At 67.7% G+C, this 24,839-nt stretch carries 21 protein-coding genes and 2 riboswitches; of the genes, 14 read left to right on the forward strand and 7 right to left on the reverse strand.

All coding sequences use genetic code 11. The annotated features are described in order from the left end of the window. Positions 1-327 precede the first annotated feature (327 nt). The 6 genes from AC1DR7_RS05780 to aroG all read left to right on the forward strand — a co-directional run bounded on the left by AC1DR7_RS05780 (position 328) and on the right by aroG (position 5,522). Complete coding sequence (locus tag AC1DR7_RS05780) at positions 328-615, forward strand: co-chaperone GroES (protein WP_256775965.1); 288 nt, start codon at positions 328-330, stop codon at positions 613-615. Between the two features lie 89 nt (positions 616-704). Beyond that, entirely contained in the window at positions 705-2,354 is a 1,650-nt protein-coding gene (gene groL, locus AC1DR7_RS05785; protein ID WP_256775964.1) for a chaperonin GroEL, read from the forward strand. A 232-nt stretch (positions 2,355-2,586) separates the two neighbouring features. After that, a complete protein-coding gene (locus AC1DR7_RS05790; RefSeq protein ID WP_457318163.1) occupies positions 2,587-3,081 on the forward strand; it encodes a MarR family winged helix-turn-helix transcriptional regulator in 495 nt (164 codons plus the stop codon). Next, positions 3,078-3,821, forward strand: coding sequence for a DNA alkylation repair protein (locus tag AC1DR7_RS05795; protein WP_457318162.1), 744 nt, complete (start codon positions 3,078-3,080; stop codon positions 3,819-3,821). Before AC1DR7_RS05790 ends, AC1DR7_RS05795 begins: the two co-directional genes overlap by 4 nt. A gap of 13 nt (positions 3,822-3,834) precedes the next feature. Then, positions 3,835-4,182 carry a DUF6616 family protein gene (locus AC1DR7_RS05800; RefSeq protein WP_457318161.1) on the forward strand — a complete coding sequence of 116 codons (348 nt, stop codon included), beginning with the start codon at positions 3,835-3,837 and terminating at the stop codon, positions 4,180-4,182. A gap of 266 nt (positions 4,183-4,448) precedes the next feature. Next, on the forward strand, positions 4,449-5,522 hold the full coding sequence (aroG, locus tag AC1DR7_RS05805) for a 3-deoxy-7-phosphoheptulonate synthase AroG (protein WP_457318160.1): 1,074 nt from the start codon (positions 4,449-4,451) through the stop codon (positions 5,520-5,522). A gap of 359 nt (positions 5,523-5,881) precedes the next feature. Here aroG and AC1DR7_RS05810 read toward each other — a convergent pair whose 3' ends face one another. From AC1DR7_RS05810 to AC1DR7_RS05825, 4 genes are all read right to left on the reverse strand, one after another. Next, the gene (locus tag AC1DR7_RS05810; RefSeq protein ID WP_478052653.1) at positions 5,882-8,947 is read right to left on the reverse strand and encodes an efflux RND transporter permease subunit; all 3,066 of its coding nucleotides are present in this window, start codon (positions 8,945-8,947) and stop codon (positions 5,882-5,884) included. After that, positions 8,944-12,051 carry an MdtB/MuxB family multidrug efflux RND transporter permease subunit gene (locus AC1DR7_RS05815; RefSeq protein WP_457318158.1) on the reverse strand — a complete coding sequence of 1,036 codons (3,108 nt, stop codon included), beginning with the start codon at positions 12,049-12,051 and terminating at the stop codon, positions 8,944-8,946. The genes AC1DR7_RS05810 and AC1DR7_RS05815 overlap by 4 nt, the downstream gene beginning before the upstream one ends. Continuing rightward, positions 12,048-13,208, reverse strand: coding sequence for an MdtA/MuxA family multidrug efflux RND transporter periplasmic adaptor subunit (locus AC1DR7_RS05820; protein ID WP_256775957.1), 1,161 nt, complete (start codon positions 13,206-13,208; stop codon positions 12,048-12,050). Before AC1DR7_RS05820 ends, AC1DR7_RS05815 begins: the two co-directional genes overlap by 4 nt. A gap of 284 nt (positions 13,209-13,492) precedes the next feature. After that, positions 13,493-14,110 (reverse strand): trimeric intracellular cation channel family protein, encoded by a 618-nt coding sequence (locus AC1DR7_RS05825; RefSeq protein ID WP_457318157.1) that lies wholly within the window; start codon positions 14,108-14,110, stop codon positions 13,493-13,495. Between the two features lie 90 nt (positions 14,111-14,200). After that, a riboswitch (glycine riboswitch) is annotated at positions 14,201-14,292 on the reverse strand. Between the two features lie 8 nt (positions 14,293-14,300). Next, a riboswitch (glycine riboswitch) is annotated at positions 14,301-14,394 on the reverse strand. Positions 14,395-14,438: 44 nt separating this feature from the next. Here AC1DR7_RS05825 and AC1DR7_RS05830 point away from each other — a divergent pair. The 3 genes from AC1DR7_RS05830 to AC1DR7_RS05840 all read left to right on the forward strand — a co-directional run bounded on the left by AC1DR7_RS05830 (position 14,439) and on the right by AC1DR7_RS05840 (position 15,659). Next, positions 14,439-14,708, forward strand: a complete 270-nt coding sequence (locus AC1DR7_RS05830; RefSeq protein WP_457318156.1) for a GIY-YIG nuclease family protein — start codon at positions 14,439-14,441, stop codon at positions 14,706-14,708. A 100-nt stretch (positions 14,709-14,808) separates the two neighbouring features. Further along, entirely contained in the window at positions 14,809-15,153 is a 345-nt protein-coding gene (locus AC1DR7_RS05835) for a ribonuclease E inhibitor RraB (protein ID WP_256775954.1), read from the forward strand. A gap of 68 nt (positions 15,154-15,221) precedes the next feature. Further along, positions 15,222-15,659: a nuclear transport factor 2 family protein gene (locus AC1DR7_RS05840; RefSeq protein WP_256775953.1), complete on the forward strand. Its 438-nt coding sequence runs from the start codon at positions 15,222-15,224 to the stop codon at positions 15,657-15,659. 56 nt (positions 15,660-15,715) lie between these two features. Here the strand turns inward: AC1DR7_RS05840 and AC1DR7_RS05845 are convergent, their stop codons facing one another. Then, positions 15,716-17,035: an NAD(P)/FAD-dependent oxidoreductase gene (locus tag AC1DR7_RS05845; protein ID WP_457318155.1), complete on the reverse strand. Its 1,320-nt coding sequence runs from the start codon at positions 17,033-17,035 to the stop codon at positions 15,716-15,718. Positions 17,036-17,195: 160 nt separating this feature from the next. Here AC1DR7_RS05845 and AC1DR7_RS05850 point away from each other — a divergent pair, with 160 nt between their 5' ends. Then, the gene (locus AC1DR7_RS05850) at positions 17,196-17,957 is read left to right on the forward strand and encodes an NYN domain-containing protein (RefSeq protein WP_478051288.1); all 762 of its coding nucleotides are present in this window, start codon (positions 17,196-17,198) and stop codon (positions 17,955-17,957) included. Positions 17,958-18,029: 72 nt separating this feature from the next. On the opposite strand, the gene AC1DR7_RS05855 is transcribed toward AC1DR7_RS05850, so the two are convergent. Next, positions 18,030-18,218 (reverse strand): hypothetical protein, encoded by a 189-nt coding sequence (locus AC1DR7_RS05855; protein ID WP_457318153.1) that lies wholly within the window; start codon positions 18,216-18,218, stop codon positions 18,030-18,032. A 99-nt stretch (positions 18,219-18,317) separates the two neighbouring features. Here AC1DR7_RS05855 and AC1DR7_RS05860 point away from each other — a divergent pair, with 99 nt between their 5' ends. Next, positions 18,318-18,938 (forward strand): glutathione S-transferase family protein, encoded by a 621-nt coding sequence (locus AC1DR7_RS05860; RefSeq protein WP_256775950.1) that lies wholly within the window; start codon positions 18,318-18,320, stop codon positions 18,936-18,938. 45 nt (positions 18,939-18,983) lie between these two features. On the opposite strand, the gene AC1DR7_RS05865 is transcribed toward AC1DR7_RS05860, so the two are convergent. Continuing rightward, entirely contained in the window at positions 18,984-21,158 is a 2,175-nt protein-coding gene (locus tag AC1DR7_RS05865) for a primosomal protein N' (RefSeq protein ID WP_478052665.1), read from the reverse strand. Between the two features lie 495 nt (positions 21,159-21,653). Here AC1DR7_RS05865 and AC1DR7_RS05870 point away from each other — a divergent pair, with 495 nt between their 5' ends. The 3 genes from AC1DR7_RS05870 (at position 21,654) to AC1DR7_RS05880 (ending at position 24,749) form a co-directional block, all read left to right on the forward strand. Continuing rightward, positions 21,654-22,652 (forward strand): hypothetical protein, encoded by a 999-nt coding sequence (locus tag AC1DR7_RS05870; protein WP_457318152.1) that lies wholly within the window; start codon positions 21,654-21,656, stop codon positions 22,650-22,652. Beyond that, entirely contained in the window at positions 22,645-23,220 is a 576-nt protein-coding gene (locus AC1DR7_RS05875) for a DUF3106 domain-containing protein (protein WP_478052654.1), read from the forward strand. The genes AC1DR7_RS05870 and AC1DR7_RS05875 overlap by 8 nt, the downstream gene beginning before the upstream one ends. A 158-nt stretch (positions 23,221-23,378) precedes the next feature. After that, complete coding sequence (locus tag AC1DR7_RS05880; protein ID WP_256775947.1) at positions 23,379-24,749, forward strand: MATE family efflux transporter; 1,371 nt, start codon at positions 23,379-23,381, stop codon at positions 24,747-24,749. Positions 24,750-24,839 lie beyond the last annotated feature (90 nt).

Below are 24,839 nucleotides of genomic sequence, written 5' to 3' on the forward strand. Positions count from 1 at the left end.
GCGGGCGGTAGGCTCCTGGGCAAAATAAAGGAGGAGGCCGCCAGGCCGGGGGACATTTGCGCCAGGRGCCTACCGGCCGCGACGGGGCCCTCACGCTCGCGGCAGTCCCGAACGGGGACAGGATGCGTTGCTTTTGCTTTTGCCCTCGCCCCAAACGCAGCCCGGAAAAATTTCGACCCTCCCCCTTGAAAGGCGCGCGCCCAGCACCATCTCTGCTCCGTACCCGCACCGTCGGGTTTTTTCGTGAGCGTGGTTGGCAGTCGCCCTGGGTGACTGCTAACATCGCCAGACTTTCCTAGACCAATCAACAACTTAAAAGGGTCTCACATGAGCATCAAGCCGCTTCATGACCGCGTCGTAGTCAAGCCGATCGAAGCCGACGAAATCTCGTCCGGCGGCATCGTGATTCCGGATTCCGCCAAGGAAAAGTCGACCAAGGGTGAAGTCGTGGCCGTCGGCCCGGGCAAGCCCCTGGACAACGGCAGCGTCCGCGCGCCGTCGCTGAAGGTCGGTGACAAGGTCATCTACGGCCAGTACGCCGGCAGCAGCTACAAGTCCGAAGGCGTCGAGTACAAGGTCCTGCGCGAAGACGACATCCTCGCCATCCTCGGCTGAGTGATGCCGCCGGCCCGTGCCGGCGCTTCCGCAATCTCCCCCATTCAAGCAGCCGGGCTTGGCCCGGCTCCACATAAAAGGTAATCGCAATGGCTGCCAAAGATATTCGTTTCGGTGAAGATGCCCGTTCGCGCATGGTGCGCGGCGTCAACGTGCTCGCCAATGCCGTCAAGGCTACCCTGGGCCCGAAGGGCCGCAACGTCGTGCTCGAAAAGAGCTTCGGCGCCCCGACCATCACCAAGGACGGCGTGTCTGTCGCCAAGGAAATCGAACTGGCTGACAAGTTCGAGAACATGGGCGCGCAGATGGTGAAGGAAGTTGCTTCCCGCACCAACGACGACGCCGGCGACGGCACCACCACCGCCACCGTGCTGGCCCAGGCCCTGATCCGCGAAGGCGCCAAGGCCGTCGCGGCCGGCATGAACCCGATGGACCTCAAGCGCGGTATCGACAAGGCCGTCATCGCCGCCGTCGCCGAGCTGAAGAACATCTCCAAGCCCACCACCGACGACAAGGCGATCGCCCAGGTCGGTACGATCTCGGCCAACTCCGACGAATCGATCGGCAACATCATCGCCGAAGCGATGCGCCGCGTGACCAAGGAAGGCGTGATCACCGTTGAAGAAGGCTCGGGCCTGGAAAACGAGCTGGACGTCGTCGAAGGCATGCAGTTCGACCGTGGCTACCTGTCCCCGTACTTCATCAACAACCAGCAGTCGCAGACCGCTGACCTGGACGATCCGTACGTGCTGCTGCACGACAAGAAGATCTCCAACGTGCGCGACCTGCTGCCCGTGCTGGAAGGCGTGGCCAAGTCCGGCAAGCCGCTGCTGATCATCGCCGAAGACATCGAAGGCGAAGCGCTGGCGACCCTGGTGGTCAACACCATCCGTGGCATCGTCAAGGTCGTGGCCGTCAAGGCACCGGGCTTCGGCGACCGTCGCAAGGCGATGCTGGAAGACATGGCCGTGCTGACCGGCGGCACCGTGATCTCCGAGGAAATTGGTCTGTCGCTGGAAAAGGCGACGATCAAGGACCTGGGCCGCGCCAAGAAGGTGCAGGTCTCCAAGGAAAACACCACGATCATCGATGGCGCCGGCGAGAAGGCCAACATCGAATCGCGTGTCACCCAGATCAAGACCCAGATCGAAGACACCTCGTCCGATTACGACCGCGAAAAGCTGCAGGAACGCGTGGCCAAGCTGGCCGGCGGCGTTGCCGTGATCAAGGTCGGTGCCTCGACCGAAATCGAAATGAAGGAAAAGAAGGATCGCGTCGACGACGCCCTGCACGCTACCCGTGCAGCCGTTGAAGAAGGCGTGGTCCCGGGCGGCGGCGTCGCGCTGGTCCGTGCGGTCACCGCGCTGAGCGGCCTGAAGGGTGCCAACGAAGACCAGAACCACGGCATCCAGATCGCCCTGCGCGCGATGGAAGCCCCGCTGCGCGAAATCGTGGCCAATGCCGGTGAAGAGCCGTCGGTCATCGTCAACCGCGTCAAGGAAGGCACCGGCAGCTTCGGCTACAACGCCGCCACCGGTGAGTTCGGCGACATGCTGGAGTTCGGCATCCTGGATCCGACCAAGGTGACCCGTTCGGCCCTGCAGAACGCGGCCTCGATCGCCGGCCTGATGATCACCACCGAAGCCATGGTGGCCGATGCCCCGAAGAAGGATGACGGCGCTGGCGCCGGCGGTGGCGGCATGGGCGGTATGGGTGGCATGGGCGGCATGGACTTCTGATGCCGGCGCCGGCCCCCGGCCGGCACGCATCGGTCCGGTAGGTACCGACCGTTGGTCGGTACCCGCCATGCGCCAACGCAGTACGAAAAACCCCGCCGAAAGGCGGGGTTTTTCGTTGCGCGATGGGAATTACGATTGTCCCAGCGCAAATCAGCGGGGCGTCCGTCAATGAACATTGCAGTCCGCGAAGTTGACGATATGATTAGGTGACTAATCATGTTGTCGACGCATCGTGCTCGAACCTAAACACCACGCTTTCCTGACCGAACTCAAACGCCGCGGACAGTCCGAACTCGACGGCTTGTCACAGTGCTTCCAGCTGCTGTCGCTGGCCAGCGCGATCGACCAGGATTGTGCCCACCGGCTCGCACCGCTGGGCCTGAGCGAGGGCCGCTTCGTGATGCTGTTCCTACTGCAGGGCGCGGACGAAGCGCTGTCGCCGCATCAGTTGGCCGAGCGCGCCGGTGTCACCCGCGCCACTGTCACCGGCCTGCTGGATGGTCTCGAGCGCGATGCACTGCTGGAGCGTCACGTTGATCCGGCCGACAAGCGTCGGGTCAACGTGAGCCTCACCGCCGCAGGGCAAGCCCTCGCGGTTGAGCTGTTTGACCAGCACACGCAGTGGATCCGTACCCTGTTCGCCGATCTCAGCGACGAAGAACGCACGCTGCTCAGCGGCATGCTGTGCCGGATATGGGCGCGAACCGATGCCGGGAGCGCCGCATGAAACCACAGGCGTTGTCGCGCGAACGCCGCGCACAACTCGATGGTGGCAATGCCGAGGCTACCCACCTGGCCGAGGTCCTCGCCGTGGACTTCGCCCGTCTCCTGAGCAACGTCGCCCCATCACTGCCGGCGGCTGCCGTGGCCAACATGCGCAAGGCCGCCAGCAGCGGCATCACCCTGCGCATGCAGGGCGCGGCCACGTTGCTGCGCGCACACGCGCTTGGCGATGCCACGCACTGGTCCACGCACACCAGCGACACCGTGCGTGGCTGGGCCTGCTACCTGATCGGCAGCGACCCGCGCCTGTCGCTGGAACACAAACTCGATGCGCTGCGCGCGCTCGCCGATGACAGCCACTTCGGCGTACGCGAATGGGCGTGGCTGGCCGTACGCCCGCACATCGCCGCCGAGCCGCTGCGGGTGCTCATGCATCTGCAGCCGTGGACCGCCGATCCTTCGCCCAACGTGCGCCGCTTCGCGTGCGAAGCGTTGCGCCCGCGCGGGGTGTGGGCGGCGCATATCACGCTGCTCAAGCAGGAACCACAGCACGCGGCCGCGCTGCTCGATGCGCTGTGCTGCGATGCATCGCGCTACGTGCAGGACTCGGTGGGCAACTGGCTCAACGATGCCGGCAAGAGCCAGCCCGACTGGGTGCGTGCGCTGTGCGATGGCTGGCAGCTGCGGCATGCCGACCATCTCGCCAATACCTACATTCGCAAGCGCGCGTTGCGCTCACTCTGACCCTGGGAATGCCATGTCGTACATGTTGATCGAGCTCTACACCGCCACCCCCGCCTGGACCGCGCTCGACGCCTTGTCGCGTGCGGCCTTCTTCGCCCGCATCGGCGCAGGCATGCAGCACGTGGACCCGGCCAGGATCACGCCACTGGCGATGGGTCCCATCGACCAGGACGTGCCGCATACCCGTGCCGAGCAGTTCTATGCGGTATGGCAGTGCAGCGAACGCCAGGACGCGGATGCATTGCTGGCCGCGATCGATGCCACCGGCTGGCACAGCTATTTCACCACTACGCATGTCGTCGGCGGCGCGGGTGGGTTGCAGCAGCACCTGGCCGAGCTGGCTGCGTTGCCCAAGGCATAGCGACGTCGCGGCCACGGCTGAATGCCGCTGGCCAGTTGCGTTTGAAACATTTTGCGCCGCGCAGAAGCTGTGTTATCAATACTCCCCAATGAACGCACGCCACGCCAATTCCTACTTTTGGTATTACTTTCCGAAGCCACCGGCGGAGGAAGGCATGCGCTCACCCTGAAGAAAGCTTCAGACGCATTCCCGAAAGCCGCCAGCGCACCTGGCGGCTTTTTTGTTGCCGCCGCGCTGGGGACCCCCACTTCCAAGGAGTTTTCCCCATGCCCCCGCACACCGATGACCTGCGCATCCGCAAGATCGAACCGTTGACCCCGCCGGCCCAGTTGCTGGCCATGCTGCCCTGCGACGATGAAGCCTCCGCCACGGTCAGCGCCTCGCGCGCGGCCCTGCACGAGATCCTGCACGGCCGCGACGACCGCCTGGCGGTGGTGATCGGGCCGTGCTCGATCCATGATCCGGTCGCCGCCATCGAGTACGCCCAGCGCCTCAAGCCGCTGCGCGATGCCTTTGCTGACGAGCTGGAAATCGTCATGCGCGTGTACTTCGAAAAGCCGCGTACCACCGTGGGCTGGAAGGGGTTGATCAACGATCCGGACCTGGACGGCAGCTTCAACATCAACAAGGGCCTGCGTGTGGCGCGCGGCCTGCTGCGTGATATCAACAAGCTCGGCCTGCCGGCCGGCGTGGAGTTCCTCGACGTGATCTCCCCGCAGTACATCGCCGACCTCGTCGCCTGGGGCGCCATCGGCGCGCGCACCACCGAAAGCCAGGTGCACCGCGAACTGGCCTCGGGCCTCTCGTGCCCGGTCGGCTTCAAAAACGGCACCGATGGCAACATCAAGATCGCCGCCGACGCGATCGGTGCGGCCTCCAACCCGCACCACTTCCTGTCGGTCACCAAGGAAGGCGGCACCGCCATCGTGGCCACGGCGGGCAACCCGGATTGCCACGTCATCCTGCGCGGCGGCAAGACGCCCAACTACGACGCCACGCATGTGGAAGCGACCAGTCAGACCCTGGCCAAGTCGCACCTGGCCGCGCGCATCATGATCGATGCCAGCCACGCCAACAGCAGCAAGAACCCGGAAAACCAGCCCAAGGTCATCGCCGACATCAACGCACAGCTGGCCAACGGCGAAGAGCGCATCGTCGGGGTGATGGTGGAAAGCCACTTGGTGGCCGGTCGCCAGGATCTGGTCGACGGGCAGCCGCTGACCTACGGCCAGAGCATCACCGATGGCTGCATTGGTTGGGAGAGCTCGCTGGCGGTGTTGGAAAGCCTGGCCGACGCGGTACGCGCGCGCCGCGCGGCCCGGATCAGCGAGGCCGCGTAACGCGGCAGCCGCGCGCACGGCAGCGCGGCCAACCACGCGCGTCGCGCGCGCAGGAACACGTTGATCACGCGTGTCCGCCCATCCCGCCAGGACGTTACCGCGTGTAGAGCCACCCCATGGGTGGCTGCACGCGGACCGCGGCGGACGAGCAGCCACCCATGGGGTGGCTCTACCGGAGGGGTGTCGCGGGTCCGATGATCACGGGGTGCGCGGCAGCCGCGCAAATGCCGCGTGTCCGCCCATCCGGCCAAGACGTTACCAGGTGTAGAGCCACCCCATGGGTGGCTGCACGCGGACCGCGGCGGACGAGCAGCCACCCATGGGGTGGCTCTACCGGAGGTGTGTCGCGGGCCCGGTGATCACGGGGTGCGCCGCAACCGCGCCAACGCCAGATAGATCGCCGGCGTCGTGTACAACGTCAACCACTGGCTCACCAGCAACCCGCCTACGATCGCGATGCCCAGCGGCTGGCGCATCTCCCAGCCCTCGCCAGTGGCCAGCATCAACGGCAACGTGCCCAGCAGCGCCGCCACGCTGGTCATCAGGATCGGCCGGAAACGCAGCCGCGCCGCTTCGCAGATGGCGTCGTACGACGGCAACCCGCGCTCGCGTTCGGCCGACAGCGCGAAGTCGATCATCAGGATGGTGTTCTTCATCACCACGCCCACCAGCAGGAAAAGCCCCAGCAGCGAGATCAGGTTCAACGCATTGCCGAACGCCATCAGTGCCAGCAGCGCCCCCACGCCGGCCGAGGGCAGGGTGGACAGGATCGCCAGCGGTTGCAGGAAGCTCTCGTACAGCACACCCAGCACCAGGTACACCGCCAGCATGGCACCCACGATCAGCCACAGCTGCCGCTCGCGCAGTTTTTCGAAGCCACCGGCCTCGCCACTCAGCCTGGCCTGCACATGGGTAGGCAACATGATCCCGGCCATCGCCCGGTCCACCGCCTTCACCGCCTGGTCCAGGGTGACGCCCGGCGCCAGCGCGAACTCGATCCACACCGAGGCGAACTGCTGGCTGTGGTAGATGCGGTCCGGCGCCATGCCATAGGACCAGCTGGCAATCGAGGACAACGGCAGGCGCTGGCCGTCCTTGCCGATCACGTGGATCTGGTCGAGCGTGGACGGGTCCTGGGTATAACGCGGGTCCAGTTCCATCACCACGCGGTACTGGTTGAGGGTGTCGTACAGCGTGGCCACCTGGCGCTGGCTGAAGGCGTTGTTGAGCACCGAGGCGATCATGCGCATGTCCACGCCGAGCCGCGCGGCGGCGTCGCGGTCGATGTCCAGCACCACCTGGCGCATGCCTTCGTCGCCCTTGGATTCCACATCCACCAGCTCGGGCAGGGCGCGCAGTGCGTTGGCGACCTTGGGCGCCCACTGCCGCAGTGGCGCCAGTTCGCCGGACAGCAGCTGGAACTCGTACTGGCCACTGTCGCCGCTGCCTTCCAGCTTGATGTCCTGGTCCACCCACAGGAACAGGCCGCCGCCAGGAATTTTCGGCATGTTCGTCCGCAGGCGGTCGATCACCTGCTGACTGGACACCTTGCGCTCGGCCAGCGGCTTCATCTTGATCATGATGAACGCATTGTTGACCCCGCTGCGCCCGCCGATATAGCCGATGATGTCGCTGATCGCCGGGTCGGCCAGCAGCAGTTTGCGGTAGGCGTCGATCTTGGGCTGCATCACCTGGAACGATAGCCCGTCATCGCCGCGCGCGAAGCCACGCAGCTGCGCGGTGTCCTGCTTGGGCACAATGCCCTTGGGCACCTGCTGGAACAGCCACACGTTCAGGCCGATCACCGCCGCGAACAGCAGCAACGGCACGGCCAGCCAGCGCAGCATTGTCTGCAGGCTGGTCACATAGCCGCCACGCAGACGCTCGAACAGCGCGGTACCGCCACGCTGCAGCGCGTTACCGGCGCCGGGCCGTTCACGCCCGAGCAGCCGCGCGCACAGCATCGGGGTCAGGCTGAGCGAGACCAACAGCGACACCCCCATCGCCGCCACCAGGGTCAGCGAGAATTCGCGGAACAGCTTCTCCACGAAATCGTCCAGGAACAGGATCGAGACGAACACCACGGCCAGCGCGATGTTCATCGACAACAGCGTGGCGCCCACCTCACCGGCACCGCGCAGCGCCGCGTCCATCGGCGATGCCCCGTTTTCGCGATGGCGGGCGATGTTCTCCAGCACCACGATGGCATCGTCCACCACCAGCACCGCCGCCACGATCAACGCCATCAGCGAGAGCGTGTTGAGCGAGAAGCCCAGCAGGGCGATCACCGCCAGCGCGCCCAGCAACGACACCGGAATGGCCAGGGTCGGCACCAGCGCCGCACGCCAATGGCCGAGGAAGGCCAGCACCACCAGCACCACCAGGGCGATGGCCAGCAGCAGGGTCAGTTCGGCCTCGCGCAGGGTGGCGCGGATCACCGGCGAGCGGTCCATCACCACCTGCATGTCGATGCTGGCCGGCAGCAGTGCCTGCAGGGTGTCCATCTGCGCGTTGATCGCATCGACGGTCTCGATGATGTTGGCGTCCGGCTGCCGGCTCACGATCAGCAGCACGGCTGGGCGTTCGTTGTGGAAGCCGCTGGCGTAGCGGTCCTCCACCCCTTCGCTCACCGTCGCCACGTCCTGCAGGTGCACGGGCCGGCCGTCGCGCATGGCGATGATCAACGCACGGTACTCGGCGGCGCTACGCAGCTGCAGGCTTGCGTCCAGCTGCCATTGCCGGCCCTGGCTGGCCACGGTGCCCAGAGGCTTGAGCGCGTTGGCGTTGCGGATCGCCGCAGCCACGTCGTCCAACGCCACGCGGCGCTGGTTGAGCGCGTTGGGATCGAGCGACACGCGCACCGCCGGCAGCGAGCTTCCGCCGACCTGCACCTCACCGACGCCGGGAATCTGCGCCAGCTTCTGCGCGATTACCGTGGAGGCCACATCGAAAATCTGCCCGGGCGAGAGGCTGTCCGAACTCAGCGCCAGCGCCAGGATCGGTGCCTGCGAGGGGTTGACCTTGCTGTACTGGGGCATGCCCGGCATGCCACTGGGCAGCTGCGCGCGGGCGGCATTGATCGCGGCCTGCACGTCGCGCGCGGCGCTGTCCACGTCGCGGCCAAGTTCGAACTGCAACTCGATCTGGGTCGAGCCCTGGGTACTCGCCGAGTCGATCCGGCTCAGCCCCGGGAGGGTGCCCAGCGCGCGTTCCAGCGGCGTGGCCACGTTGGCGGCCATCGACTCCGGGCTGGCCCCGGGAAGGCTGGCGCTGACGTTGATGGCCGGGTAGTCCACCTGCGGCAGCGGCGCCACCGGCAGCAGCCGCAGACCCAGCAGGCCAGCCAGCACCACCGCCACCGACAACAGCAGGGTCGCCACCGGGTGGTGCACAAACCAGCCGATCGCCCGCGACAGCGGACTCACGCGTGGGCCTCGGCCGCATCGTCGGCCACGGCCATCGGCCGTTGCCGGAAGCGGTCGAAGAACAGGTAGATCACCGGCGTGGTGAACAGGGTGAGCACCTGGCTGACGATCAGCCCGCCCACCATCACCACGCCCAGCGGCTGGCGCAGCTCCGCGCCGGAGCCGCTGGCGAACATCAGCGGGATCGCACCGAACAGCGCGGCCAGCGTGGTCATCAGGATCGGGCGGAAGCGCAGCAGCGCGGCCTGGTGGATCGCCTGGCGCGGCGCCATGCCGGACTCGCGCTCGGCCTCCAGCGCGAAGTCGATCATCATGATCGCGTTCTTCTTCACCAGCCCGATCAGCAGCACGATGCCGATCACCGCGATCAGGTCCAGGCTGCGCCCGCTCAGCAGCAACGCCAGCAGCGCGCCGACCGTGGCCGAGGGCAGGGTGGACAGGATGGTGATGGGGTGGATGAAGCTCTCATACAGCACGCCCAACACCAGGTACATCACCACCACCGCGGCCAGCACCAGCCACAGCGTGCTCGACAGCGACGCGCGGAACGCATCGGCCGCCCCCTGCAGGCGCAACTCCACGCCCGCCGGCAGGCCGATCGCCGCGCGTGCGTCTTCGATCGCCTCCACCGCCTCACCCAGCGAGGCACCGCGCGCCAGGTTGAACGAGAACGTTACCGCCGGGAACTGGCCCACGTGGTTGACCAGCAGGTGCGCCGGACGCTGTTCGATCCGTGCGATGCCGCTCAACGGTACCTGCTTGCCATCGGCGCCGGCCACATGCAGGCGCGCGATCGCATCCGGCCCGAACGCCACAGCCGGGCGCGCTTCCAGCACCACCCGGTACTGGTTGGCCTGGGTGAAAATGGTGGAAATCTGGCGCTGGCCGAACGCGTCGTACAGTGCATCGGCTACCGCATCCACGCTGATGCCCAGCCGCGCGGCCGCTGCCCGGTCGATCAGCACATGCGCCTGCAGGCCCTGATCCTGAAGGTCGCTGGCCACATCGGCCAAGGCGGCCGATTGTTGAAGGTGCGCCAGCAGCGTCGATGTCCACTGCGCGAGCTGGTCGCTGTCCGGGCTGGTCAGGGTGAACTGGTACTGGGTGCGGCTGATCCGGTCCTCGATGCCCAGTTCCTGCACCGGCTGCAGGTACAGCCGGATGCCCGGCACGCGCGCCACGCGCTGCTGCAGCCGCGCGATGATCGCCTGCGCGTCGCTGCTGCGCTGTGCGTGCGGCTTCAGTTCGATCAGCAGCCGCCCGCTGTTGAGCGTGGCGTTGTTGCCATCCACGCCGATGAAGGACGACAGGCTGGCCACGTCTTCATCGCCCAGCAATGCATCGGCCAGCGCCTGCTGGCGCTGCGCCATGGCCTGGAACGAGATCGACTGCGGCGCTTCGCTGATGCCCTGGATCAGCCCGGCATCCTGCACCGGGAAGAAGCCCTTGGGCACCCACACATACAGCGCGGCGGTAAGCAGCAGCGTGGCCACCGTGGCGCCCAGCATCAGCGGCTGGTGCTGCAGCACCCACTGCAGCTGGCGGTCGTAAAGAGCCACCACGCGGTCGAACGGGTCGCCCTGCTGCGACGACTCCCGGCCGTCCGCATCGCGACGCGTGGCATGCCCGGCCTTGAGCAGGCGCGCGCACATCATCGGGGTCAGGGTCAGCGACACCAGCAGCGAAATGCCGATCGCCACCGCCAGGGTGATCGCAAACTCGTGGAACAGCTTGCCGACCACATCGGCCATGAACAGCAGCGGGATCAGGACCGCGATCAGCGATACGGTCAGCGAGATGAGGGTGAAGCCGATCTGTTTCGCGCCCTTCAACGCGGCCTGCATCGGGCTGGCGCCGCGCTCGATATGGCGGGCGATGTTCTCCAGCATCACGATCGCATCGTCGACCACGAAACCGGTGGCGATGGTCAGCGCCATCAGCGTCAGGTTGTTGAGCGAGAACCCGGCCAGCAGCATCACCCCAAAGGTGCCCACCAGCGACAGCGGCACCGCGATGCTGGGAATGATCGTGGCCGGCAGGTTGCGCAGGAACACGAAGGTGACCATCACCACCAGCGCGATGGCGATCAGCAGCTCGTGCTGCACGCCACGGATGGAGGCGCGGATCGACTCGGTGCGGTCGCTCAGCACCGCCACGTCCACGCCCTTGGGCAGCGAGGCCTGCAGCTGCGGCAACAGCGCACGCACCTGGTCCACCACCGCGATCACGTTGGCCCCGGGCTGGCGCTGGATGTTGATCAGCACTGCCGGCGTGGTGCCCGACCACGCGGCCAGCTGCCGGTTCTCGGCGCCATCTTCGATGCTGGCCACATCGCCCAGCCGCAGCGGCGCACCGTCCTTGTAGGCGAGAATCAACGCCTGGTACTCGCTTACCGAGCGCATCTGGTCGTTGGCATCGAGCATGATCGCGCGCGTGGGGCCGTCGAAGCTGCCCTTGGGCAGGTTGACGTTGGCCGCGCCCACCGCCGTGCGGATGCTGGCCATGCTCAGCCCGTTGGCGGCCAGCGCCGAGGGATTCACCTGGATCCGCACCGCCGGGCGCTGGCCGCCGGCCAGGCTGACCAGGCCCACGCCCGGCAACTGCGACAGCCGCTGGGCCATGCGCGTATCCACCAGGTCATGCACCTGCGGCAGCGACAGCCCCTGCGAGGTCACCGCCAGCGTCAGGATCGGGGTATCGGCCGGGTTGACCTTGCGGTACACCGGCGGCACCGGCAGGTCGTCGGGCAGGAAGCTGTCGGCGGCATTGATGGCCGCCTGCACTTCCTGCTCGGCCACGCCGAGGGCGACCTGCAGCGAGAACTGCAGGGTGATCACCGATGCGCCACCGGAGCTGGTCGAAGACATCTGCTTCAGCCCGGGAATCTGCCCGAGCTGGCGCTCCAGCGGTGCGGTCACCGCGCTGGTGGTCACCCCCGGGCTGGCGCCGGGATACAGCGTGGTGACCTGGATGATCGGATAGTCCACCTGCGGCAGCGCCGCCACCGGCAACAGCCGGTACGCCATCACCCCGGACAGCAGCAGCGCCACCATCAGCAGCGTGGTGGCTACCGGGCGCTCGATGAAGACACGCGACAGGTTCATGCCTCGGTCCGCGGCGGATCCTGGCTGACCACCTCTACCTTGGCGCCTTCGCGCAGGCCATCGATGCCCTCCACCACCACCCGCTCGCCGGCCTTGAGCCCTTCGCGCACCGACACGCGCTCACCCTCGGCCGGGCCCAGCACCACGTTGCGCAGGTGCGAGGTGTTGTCCGCGGCGATCACGTACACGTAGTTGCCCTTGCTGCCGAACTGCACCGCCGCATTGGGGATCACCAGCGCATCGGCACTGCTCACCTGCAGGCGGATGTTGACGAACTGGTTGGGAAACAGTGCCTCGTCGGCGTTGGCGAACTGCGCGCGCAGCTTCAGCGTGCCGGTGGCGGTATCGATGCGGTTGTCCAGACTGGACAGCACGCCCCCGCCCAACGACTGGCGCTCTTCGCGATCCCACGCTTCCACGCGCAGTTCCGGCGCGGCGCGCACGGCGGCCACCACGGCCGGCAGGTCCGGCTCGGGCACGGTGAACAGCACGCTGATCGGCGTGGTCTGGGTGATGGTGGCCAGCGGTTCGGTATCGCTGCTGCGCACCAGGTTGCCGACGTCCACGTTGCGCAGGCCCATGCGGCCCGCAACCGGTGCGGTGATGCGGGTGTACTGCAACTGCAGGCGCGCTTCATCGACCGCGGCCTGGTCGGTCTGGCGACGACCCTGCAGCTGGCGCACCTTGCTCTGCTGGTCGCTCAGGTCCTGCGCGGAGACGAAGTGCCTGCGCTGCAGTTCTTCATAGCGTTTGAGCTGGGCCTGGGCGTTGTCCAGCTCGGCCAGGTTCTGCTGCTGGGTGCCCAGCGCACGCGACAGCGCCACCTGGTAGGCGCGCGGATCGATCTCGGCGATCAGGGCGCCGGCCTTGACGTGCTCGCCCTCGCGGAACGACAGCCGCAGCAGTTCGCCATCCACGCGGCTGCGCAGGCTCACCGTGTGCAACGGGGTGACGGTGCCCAGCGCCTTCAGGCGTACCACCAGGTCCTCGCGTACGACGGTGGCCACGCGGACGGGCGTGGCGGCAGCGGCAGGCGCCGCGTCGGCGGCCGGTGCCGGCGCGAGCACGCGCCAGGCGATGGCGGCGGCGGCCAGCACGGCCACGACCAACAGCGGTTTGAACAGACGACGGGAACGCGAGGGCAGCGGGGCAGACATGGGGCATCCTGCGCGTGCGCCATACGGCGAACGCGTCCATGGTTTACCGGCCCGTGGGGGCAGGCGGGGCGAAGTGGGGTTGTCTGGCGGGGCCGCTGGTCGAATGCCGCAGCGTGGCTGGATGCCGACCCGGGAGGGTCGGGGGCGTCATGTTACCGCGTGCGGCAGTCTGCGCTCACATGCCCTTGGTCATGGGATGCAATGAACGCTGCGGTACCGACCGTTGGCCGGTACAAGGTCGCCCGGCCAACGGCCGGGCGCTACAGGTGCATTGAACGTTCCGTTCAATGCACCTCGTCGCGGTAGACGAACTTGGGCATTTCCCAGTTGAAGTGGATCGCCAGCAGGCGCAGCAGGAAGCCACCGCCCAGGCACCACAGCGTGGCCGCATTGAGCGACACGCCCAGTTCCAGCAGGCCCAAGTAGGCCGCGCCGGTGAACAGCGTGATCACCGCATACAGTTCCTTCTGGAAGATCAGCGGCACCTCGTTGCACAGTACATCGCGCAGCACGCCGCCGAAGGCGCCGGTCAGCATCCCGGAGATCAGCACGATCGGTGCGGCGTGGCCGGCCTCGCGCGCCACCGCGCAGCCGATCAGGGTGAAACAGATCAGCCCGAGTCCGTCCAGCACCAGGAAGGTGCGGCGGAAGTGGTGCATCCAGCGCGCCACCCAGGTGGCGATCAAGGCCGCGCAGATGGTGAAGCCCAGGTACTCCGGGTGTTTCACCCAGCCCAGCGGGTAGTGGCCCAGCACGATGTCGCGCAGCGAGCCGCCGCCGAGCGCGGTGACGCAGGCGATGATCACCACGCCGAACAGGTCCATGCGCCGCCGCCCGGCCGACAGTGCGCCGGTCATGGCTTCGGCGGAAATGGCGATGAGGTAAATCAGGGAGAGCAGCATGGCGGGAACTCCGGGCAACGGCAGGCGAGGACGGAACCACGCACACCACACGCCAGCGCAGGGCACTGTCGTGGGATGGGATTCCGTTGCCGCTCCCGCTGTCCTTTTGCCTGAGAGTTCAGTGGCCAAGGCCACGTGCCCCTTCGGCGGGTCATTGAAGACCTCTCTCCAGATCGGCGTGTCGGATGCATGGTTGGTGGCTGTGCAGCCACCGGCCTGAGCGATTATGGGAGCCTGCGCCTTCGGCGGGCGCCAGCGCGGCGCCTCTCTCCTGCATCCGGGCCGGATTCTAGCAGCCAGCGACCCCGCGCCGGTGGATAATCCCGGTATGCCCGCTGAACCCGCCCCCTGGTACGTCTACCTGCTGGAATGCCGCAACGGCAGCTACTACGCCGGCATCAGCAACGACGTGGCGGCCCGCTTCCAGGCCCATGTGGACGGCAAGGGGGCCAAATACACCCGCGCCAATCCGCCGGTGAAGCTGCTGGCGATGCGCGCCTACCCGGACCGCGCCACCGCCTCCAAGGCCGAATGGCAGCTCAAGCGCCAGCCGCGGGCGCGCAAGCTGGCGTGGCTGCAGGCGGTGGAATCGGCGTAGCGCCGGACGCTGCGGGCCGCGCGTCGCTTGTTCGCGTGTTCGCCGCCGACATACCATCGTGCATCTGCCGGTGATCGGCCTGCTGAACCCCTGGAGTGCCATGTCCCGCGACCTGATCCTGTACCCGGAAGACGAAAACGGCGATGTGCTGTGGAACATGCTGCAGGACGGTGATGACCTGTCGATTCCCCGCGAGGTGGATTTCGCGCTGATCTTCCCCACCGAAGACGTGGCCATTGCCTTTGCCGTGCACCTGCTCAAGAACGAACAGAAGGTGTCCTTCGCCCGCTACGAAGGCAACGACGAGTTCCCCTGGCAGATCCTGGTGCACCCGCTGATGGTGCCGACCCACCACAACATCGCCGGCTTCGAAGGCCTGCTGGGTACCGAAGCCATTCCCTACAGCGGACGGCTGGATGGGTGGGGGTGCGTTTCGCAGGGCTGACGCCCTTCAGCACGCCACGTACTGCACGCGACCCCGCCCTTCATTCGCGCACCTGCCGGAGAGCACCGATGTCCGCCCTGTTCCTGATCCTTGCCGCCGCCGCAACCGCCCCGCCCGCCGCAATCGTTCCGGATCCGGCCACGCTGGCGGCCATCGAGGCGACCTGTTTCGATTACGTGGACGGCCAGCTCGAAGCCGATCCACAGCGCGTCGCACGTTCGCTGCACCCGGACCTAGCCAAGCGCGCCATCCTGGGGGATACCCCGGACGAGCGGCTCGGGCTGCGGCGGATGTCCAAGGAAGAGCTGGTCGGGCTGACCCGGCAGGGCGCTCTGAAAACGCCGAAGGAGCAGTGGAACCGCAGCTGCCGGGTGCTGGACGTGACCGGCAACGCCGCCTCGGTGCGGCTGGAAACGCCATGGTTCGTGGACTATTTCCACATGGGCCGTTTCGGCGCGCGTTGGGTCATCGTCAATGCGCTGTGGTACAGCAAGCCGAAGCAATGAGCCCGTCCAGTGTCACCGAACAACCTCGCACATTCCGGGCAAGCGTTACATCCTGATCATCGCGATGACGTCTCATCCGGATCGGGCGCAGACGGGATGGCCTTCCTCCGCCGATCCTCACGGTCATCCCCGAAAATGATCCGCGCGCTGCGCTGGTAGCTCCAGTATGCCACCGCCCAGTTAAGCAGCACCACGATGCGGTTGCGGAAGCCGATCAGGAAGAACACGTGCGCGGCCAGCCAGAACCACCAGGCCAGCACGCCGGACAACTGCAGCCTGCCCAGGTGCACGATCGCGGCCATGCGCCCGATCGTGGCCAGGTTGCCGAAGTCCTGGTACTTGAACGGCCCGGGCGCGGGCTTGTTCTCCAACCGTGCGCGGATGATCGCCGCCACATGCTTGCCCATCTGCTTGGCCGCAGGCGCCACGCCGGGCACCGGCCGGCCGTCGGCCTGGCTGAGCGCGGCCAGGTCGCCGGCGACGAAGATTTCCGGATGGCCGTCCAGGGTGAGGTCTGGCTGCACCGGCACGCGGCCGGCGCGGTCCAGCTGGACGTCCAACGTGCGCGCCAGCGGCGAGGCGGCCACGCCGGCAGCCCACACCACGGTGCGCGCGGGGACGAAGTGATCGCCGAGCTGGAAGCCATCGCTGTTGATGTCGCTGACCGGCGTACCGGTGAGTACTTCCACGCCCAGTTTTTCCAGCTGGCGGCGGGCCTTGAGCGAGAGCACCTCGGGGAAGGTCGACAGCACGCGCGGACCGGCTTCCACCAGCCGCACCTTGGCGCTGGCCGGGTCGATGTGGCGGAATTCATTGCGCAGCGTGTGCCGGGCGATCTCGGCCAGGGTGCCGGCCAGCTCGACGCCGGTCGGGCCACCGCCCACTACCGCGAAGCTGAGCCAAGCCGCCTTGCGCGCCGGATCGGGCTCGGCCTCGGCGCGCTCGAAGGCGAGCAGCAGCTTGCGGCGCAGTGCAAGCGCATCGTCCAGGGTCTTCAGGCCGGGCGCATCGGCGGCCCATTCGTCGTGGCCGAAGTAGGCGTGCGTGGCACCAGTGCACAGCATGAGAGTGTCGTAGCCGAGGTGGCTGCCGTCGGCCAGGATGATCTGGCGGGAGTCCTTGTCGATCGCGGTGACTTCGCCCAGGCGCACTTCCACATTGCGCTGGTCGCCGAGGATGTGGCGCAGCGGCGCGGCGATGTCCGGCGCGGACAGCCCGGCGGTGGCAACCTGGTACAGCAGCGGCTGGAACAGATGGTGGTTGCGGCGGTCCACCAGGGTGATGCGGATGCGCGCGCCGGCCAAGGCGCGCGTGGCCCAGAGGCCGGCGAAACCACCACCGATGATGACAAGGTGGGGCAGGGGATCGCGGGTCATGCAGGGACTCCTTGGGGGCCGGCCGTCCGGCCCATGGGGGACATGGTCGACGCGTTCTATCGTCGCACGTGAAGCGGAACATTCACGTGGATGACAGATACTGGGTTCAGGGGCCGTCGCGCTTGCCGGCGGCCATGTCCTGAGTGCCGTGGAGGCTGAGATGACCGAGCCGGAAAAGCGCATCGCGTTGCTGATCGATGCCGACAACGCGCCCTCGTCGAAGATCGACGTGGTGCTGGCCGAAGTGGCGCGCTACGGCGTGGCCAACGTGCGCCGCGCCTACGGCAACTGGAAGAGTCCGTCGCTGAAAGGCTGGGAATCGGTGCTGCATGCCTACGCGATCCGGCCGATCCAGCAGTTCGCCTACAGCCGCGGCAAGAACGCCTCGGACATGGCCATGGTGATCGATGCGATGGACATGCTGTACGCCCGCAACCTGGATGGGTTTGCGATCGTATCCAGCGATGCGGACTTCACCCCGTTGGTGATGCGCCTGCTCACCGACGGGGTCAAGGTGTACGGCTTCGGGGAAAAGAAAACCCCCGAACCGTTCGTCAATGCCTGCTCCAAGTTCACTTACCTGGAAGCGCTCGGGCAGGACCTGGCTGCCGACGTGGAGGTGGAGCATGGCAACGAGGAAGCGCGCCCGCGCAAGAGTGGCCCGGAGCTGCGCAGCGACACGCGCCTGGTGCAGATGCTGCGCAGTGCGGTGGCCTCGGCCGAGGCCGACGATGGCTGGTCGCACCTGGGACCGGTCGGCAGCCAGATCGGCAACCAGGCCTCGTTCGATTCGCGCAATTACGGCTATGGCAAGCTGAGCGAGCTGCTGGCCGCCACCGGGCTGTTCGAGATGAAGAAGGACGGCAAATCCACCTACGTGCGCGCGCTGCCGAAGAAGAGTGCGGCCAAGCCGGCCAAGTAACGCCTGCATCGGGTCGCGTGCACGGCAGGCATCCGGTTGGACGGGTGAGGCAACACCGGGGGCAGAATCGAACTACAGCGTCTTCGCATCGGATCTCTGGTAGCCGTCGATGACCCCACGGCTGAAGTCCTGCAGCGTCCCGAAGGACATCAGCACCAGGGCCGCGGCCAGCATCAGGTTGCGATGGTTGCGGCGGTAGCCCACCACCAACATCACCACACCGACGCACAACAAGCCGATTTCGAGGAACTGGGTGAACATTCCATTTCATCCTTGAGGTGACGGCCACGCCGCCGATCGGCGTATCGTAGCGGCACCGCGCGGCCCGGTGCCACGCCTCTTGCGACTGGGACATCCAACATGCTGAAGATCTGGGGCCGCCACAATTCAAGCAACGTGCGCAAGGTGCTGTGGTGCGCGGAGGAAATCGGGGCGCCGTACGAGTCGATCCAGGTCGGCGGCGCGTTCGGCGGCACCCAGTCGCCCGAATACCGCGCGATGAATCCCAACGGGCTGGTGCCGGTGATCGAAGACCATGGCCTGCCGCTGTGGGAATCCAACACCATCGTGCGCTACCTGTCGGCGCGGTACGCGCTGGGCACGCTGTACCCCGAAGACGTAGTCGCCCGCGCGCAGTCGGAAAAGTGGATGGACTGGACCACGTCCACCTTCGCCGGGGTGTTCCGCGATCTGTTCTGGGGCACGCTGCGCACCGCCCCGGCCGACCGCGATGAAGCACGCATCGCCGCGGCGCTGGTGCGCTCGGGCGAACTGCTGGCGATGGCCGATGACGCGTTGTCGCGGCAGCCGTGGCTCTCCGGCGACGACTTCGCGATGGGGGATATCCCGCTCGGCGCCTTCATCTACGCCTGGTTCGAAATGCCGATCCAGCGCCCGCACCTGCCGCACCTGGCCGCCTGGTACGAACGCCTCAAACAGCGGCCGGCGTATCAGCGCGGCGTAATGACTGCGTTGACCTGAAGCACAGGATGGCGCGCGCAATGGGTCTGTACCGAGGCGACCGCCTCAATACAGATCCGTCGGATCCACATCCAGCGACCAGCGCACCTTCCGCGCCTGCGGCAACCCATGGATCTGCGGCGTGATCAGATCCAGCACCCCATGCAACGGGCGCCGGGCCGGCGCCGACAGCAGCAGCTGCGTACGCTGGTATCCGGCCCGGCGCGGCATTGGCGCGGGCATCGGACCGTAGCGCTCCACTGCCGCCTCTTCGGGAATCAATCCGCGCACCGCACTCAACATCGCGTTGGCATGCTCCACCTGCTGGGCCTCGGCACGCAGCAGCGCCAGGTGCGCAAATGGCGGGAAACCGGCCGCTTCGCGCTGCTGCAGCTCGGCCTCGGCGAAGGCGTGGTAGCCGCCATTGACCAGTGTTTCCAGCAGGGGGTGCCCGGGGTGGTGGGTCTGCAGCCAGACCTCGCCGGGGTCGGTGGCGCGACCGGCGCGGCCGGCCACCTGGATCAACTGCTGGGCGAGTTTTTCGCTGGCGCGGAAATCGGCCGAGAACAGCCCCTCATCGATCCCCACCACCACCACCAGGGTCAGCTTGGGCAGGTCGTGGCCCTTGGCCAGGATCTGCGTGCCCACCAGGATGCCGGCGCGGTCGCCGAGCGTGGCCAGCTGGGTTTCCAGCGCATCGCGACGCGAGGTCGTGCCGCGGTCGATACGGATCACCGGGTAGTCGGCGAAGGCCTGCACCAGGTGTTCTTCCAGCCGCTCGGTGCCGATGCCCTGCGGCTGCAGCGCCAGGCTGCCGCAGTCCGGGCAGGCCAGCGGCGCGGACTGGCGCGCACCGCAATGGTGGCACTGCAGGCGGCGCCCGCCGGCGTGCACCGTCATCGGTGCATCGCAGCGCTGGCACGGCGCGGTCCAGCCACAGTCGTGGCACAGCAGCACCGGCGCATAGCCGCGCCGGTTCTTGAACACCAGCACCTGGTGGCCGGCCTGCAGGTGGTCGGCGATGCCCTGCAGCACCTCCGGCGACAGGCCATCGCGCAACGGTCGCTTGCGTACATCCAGCACGCGCACGCGCGGCGGTCGCGCCTCGCCGGCGCGCTGTTTCAGGCGCAGGTGCGTGTAGCGTCCGGCCTGCGCGTTGTGCAGCGATTCCAGCGAGGGCGTCGCGCTGCCCAGCACCACCGGCACGTCCAGCGCCTTGGCCCGTACCAGCGCGAAATCACGCGCGTGGTAGCGGATGCCATCCTGCTGTTTGTAGCTGCCATCGTGTTCTTCGTCGACCACGATCAGGCCGGCGTTGGGCAACGGGGTGAACACCGCCGAGCGCGTGCCGACGATCACCTGCGCCTCGCCGCGCGCCGCCGCCGCCCACACCCGCGCGCGCTCGTTGTCGTTCAGGCCCGAATGCAGCACGTGCACCGGGATGCCCAGACGTTTGCGGAAGCGCGACAGGGTCTGCGGGGTCAGGCCGATTTCCGGCACCAGCACCAGCGCCTGGCGACCCCGTGCCAGGCAGTCCACGATCGCCTGCAGGTACACCTCGGTCTTGCCGCTGCCGGTCACCCCGTCCAGCAGGTAGGCCCCGAAGCCGGTGCCGGCGGTGATCGCGGCGATCGCCTCGGCCTGCTCGGGATTCGGCGGCGGTCCGGCACTGGCCTGCGTCACCGCGCGTTGATGGTCCAGCGCGATCCGCTCCACCAGGTTGCGCTTGGCCAGGGCGCGGGCAGCGCTGCGCCAGTCGTCCATGCGCGCGTCCAGCACGTCCTCGTCCACCACCCCGTCAGCCAGCAAGGCGCCCAACCGCTGCGGCCGGGTGCCGGCGCGCAGGCGGTCCCGCTGCGCGTGGCCCGCTTCGGTCAGCTGCCAGCCCCAACGATGGGTGTCGGGCAGCGCATCGCCGCGCCGCAACGGCGCCGGCAACGCGGTGCTGACCACTTCGCCCAACGGCGCATGGGTGTAGCGGGCCAGCCACTGCAGCGAGCTCCACAGCTCCTCGCGCAACAGCGGTGCGTCATCGATCCATTCCAGCGCGGCGCGCAGGCTGCCGCCATCGGCGACCGTGCCGATCGCCGCGACCACCCCGACCAGTTCGCGAGACCCGAACGGCACCCGTATCCGGCGGCCGATCATCCCCGCATGCGGCGGCTCGCCCGGCGGTGGGGCGTAGTCGAACCACTGCGGCAGGGGCAGCGGCACCGCAACCTGGAGGGTCGGCGCATTCAGCAGGGGGGTAGGGCCGCCAGTAAGCGACAGGGGCAGGGCCGGATCGGAGCTGGGCATCGCAGCAGTGTAGCTGTCCATCTCATGCCCGGCAGCGACCTGTGACACGCTCCCCACGCTGACTCGCCCAACCTAAATAGTGGCTAAATATCTGTCCTGTCGAGAGATTCAGGCTTATCCACATCTTCTGTGGATAAGTCTGTGCACCACTGGCGAACTGCGGGCCCGGGGTCAGGGAGTTCCGACGTCTTCCTCAACTTGGTCAAAAAATAGCCACACAACAATAGTCAATTAAAACAATAAGATATCTGTGAAACAAAGCTGAAACATGACCACACCCCCCTTCACGCCCTCTCGGGCGGCGGATTTCATTGATGCTGTGCACAACCTGCGCCCGTACCTGCGTCTATCCGGCCTCTGCGTCTTCACACGTGGCCTACATTGGCACGCCCGATCAGCGACGCAATCGCTATCATTTCCGCACTTGATGGAGTTGCTATGACGGCTGCGACGGCCCCCGTTTCCTCTACCGCAGCCGGCGCGCTGTCGGCGTTCCTGCGTGGCGTTGAACGCCGCGCGCTGGTGGTGGCCGAGCTGCAATGCGGCGACCCGACCGTGGCCGAACAGGCCCTGGTGGCGGTGATGCGGGCCTTCGCCGGTATCGCCAGCGACGTGCCGATGGCGCAGTGGCCGGACCGTTTCTGGATCCTGCTGGCCCATCGCACCCCGATCCGGGTGCCCGCCGCCGGCGGCCAGTGGCCGCCGGAACTGGCCCACCTGCCTGCGCTGGCACCGGCGGCGCGGCTGGCGCTGCTGCTGCGCATCGGCGGCAGCCTGGACGAGGCCGCCGCTGCGCAGATCCTCGATCTGCCCGTGGCCGACTATCAGCAGGCCCTGGCCGAGGCGTGCCCGCGCGATGCCCAGGGCCATCCCGATGCGTCTGCCTGGCGCGCGCTGGCCGAGCAGGTGCAGCTGCGCCTGCGCGACCTGCCGCTGTCGCGCCTGCAGCGGCTGCAGCAACCCGTCGCCGCGCCTGCGCCGAGCCAGGACACCGCCTCCTGGCGCACCCCGAACAAGGCCGACGCCCGGCCGACGCGTGCGCCGAAGCGCCGGGGGGCACGCCGACTGCCATGGAAGGGGTTGCTGATCGTGGCGGTCACCACCGGGGTCCTGCTTGGCGGCGCAGCCTGGTGGAAGCACGCGCGCCACGGCACCGATCCGGTCGCCAGCACGCCGGAAGGCGCCGTGGGCGACACCGGCCCGGTGACGGTGGAGGAACTGCCCGCCGAGGATCTGCCGGTGACCGCCCCGGTCGACCCGGCACACACCGCCAGCGACGCGGCGATGCTGGCTGATCCGGCGCTGGCGGTAGCGCGGGACGCCGACCTGTATGCCTGGTTTGCCGCAGGCGGGCCGGTACCGGTCGACGAATCGCAACCGCAACCCAGCCGCCCGGAACCGGCGACGGCCGGCCTGGAGACCAGCACCGATGAGTAAGACGCTCCTGAGCCTGGTCGTGGGCCTGTCGCTGGCAGGCAGCGCAGCGGCGGCGCCGGAATCGGTGGCTTTGCCGCTGCCGGTGCCCTCCAGCGCCACCCCGGTACCGACGACCCGCCCGGCCATTCCGGCCACGCCGGCCGCGCTGGATCCGGCGCAGCTGCGCGACCTGCGCAGCCGCTACGCGGCATGGCAGGCCTTGCCCGAACCCGAGCGCGCGCGCGTGCGCGAGGCCGCGCGCCGCATCGCCGCGTTGCCACCGGCCCAGCAACAGGCCCTGCGCGAGCGTTTCGCCCAGCAGGACCAGCGCTTCCGCGGTGGCTGGCTGCTCGGCCCGCAGCTGGGCCAGCTGTTCCCCAAGCTGCAGGGTCTGTTTGGCTACCTGCCGGCCGAGCAGCGTGAGCCGGCGCTGGCGGTCCTGCGCCAGCTCAGTACCGACCAGCTTGCCCAGCTCACCCTGGTGGCCCAGCGCACCCCACCGCAGGAACGCGAACAGGTGCGGGCCCAGTTCCTGGCGCTGGCCCCGGGCGCGCGCGATGCGTGGTTGAAGCAGAACGTTGGGCATTGATCGGGCACGGGGCGTCACGCAGTGCGTGGCGCCCTCTGTCGCAAACCGCACGTTTACCGGCCATCGTGGGTTTTGATCGCCTGCGGGCGTAAGATGCCCGGCTGCAACCCGGTGCCTGTGCCCTCCGCGCGCGACCGTAGTTGTCGTCTGTGATTCCCATGTCCATCGCAACTCCCACGCCGCGCCTCTCCCACGAAGTGCGCGCCACCGGCCTGCTCGCGCTGCCGCTGGTCCTGGGCCACGTTTCCACCGGCCTGATTTCCTTCGTCGACAACGTCATCGCCGGCCACCACGGCACACAGACGCTGGCTGCGGTCACCATCGGCACCGCGCTGCTGTGGCTGCCGATGCTGATCCCGATCGGTACGCTGATCTCGCTCACCGCCTCGGTGTCGCAGTTGCACGGCGCCGGGCGCGAGCGCGAGATCGGCCCGTTGTTCCGCCAGGCGCTGTGGTTGGCGCTGGGCCTGGGCCTGATCATGTTCACCTTCCTCACGGTGGTGCCACCGCTGCTGCCGGCGTTCGGCATCGCGCCGGACATCGTGCCCGGGGCGACGGCGTTCCTGCATGCGGTGCGCTGGGGCGGACCGGCGCTCACCCTGTACTTCTGCATGCGCTACCTCAGCGAAGGCATGCACTGGACGCTGCCGACCATGATCCTGGGCTTCGGCGGCCTGCTGGTGCTGGCGCCGCTGGGCTATGTGCTGTGTTACGGCAAGCTGGGCTTCCCGGAGATGGGCGCTGAAGGCCTGGGCGTCGCCTCGGCCACGATGATGTGGATCCAGGCGCTGTGTTTTGCCGGTTACCTGTTCAAGACCAAGCGCTTTGCGCACCTGCAGCTGTTCTCGCATTTCGAGGCGCCGCGCTGGGCCGCGATCTGGGACCTGCTGCGCACCGGCCTGCCGATCGGCATCACCGTGCTGATGGAAGGCGGGCTGTTCATCGTCACCGCGCTGCTGATCGGTCGCCTGGGCGCCACCGAAGCGGCCTCGCACCAGATCGCGATCAACGTCGCCCAGCTGTGCTTCATGATCCCGATGGGCGTGGCCGAGGCCACCACCGTGCGCGTCGGCCACGCGGTCGGCAGCGGCAACGGGCTGGGCGTGCGCCGCGCGGCCATCGCCGGGCTGGTGATCATCCTGGGCACGCAGACGCTTTCGGCGCTGGTGCTGTTGTTCGGGCACGACGCCATCGTCGGGGTCTACACCGCCGACATGGGCGTGGCCGCGCTGGCCTCCACACTGCTGCTGTATGCGGCTGCGTTCCAGTTCCCCGATGGCATCCAGGTGCTCTCGGCCGGCGCGCTGCGCGGTCTCAAGGACACCCGCGTGCCGATGTTCATCGCCATGTTCTCGTACTGGGGCCTGGGCATGCCGCTGGGCGCCGGGCTCGGCCTCGGGCTGGGCATGGGGCCGCAGGGCATGTGGCTGGGCCTGATCCTGGGCCTGACCGCCGCGGCCATCCTGATGGCATGGCGGCTGCACGTCAGCAGCCGGCGTGTCGGCAGCCCCATCACCACGGCGGCGTGACATGCGCCGCCTGACGACCCCCTTACTTGTGTCCGATGCCGGGCTGCCCGGCAACGGCTATGCTGGCACTACGGCAAGAAGCCAACTGGA

The sequence above is a fragment of the Stenotrophomonas sp. P5_A9 genome (assembly GCF_056400525.1).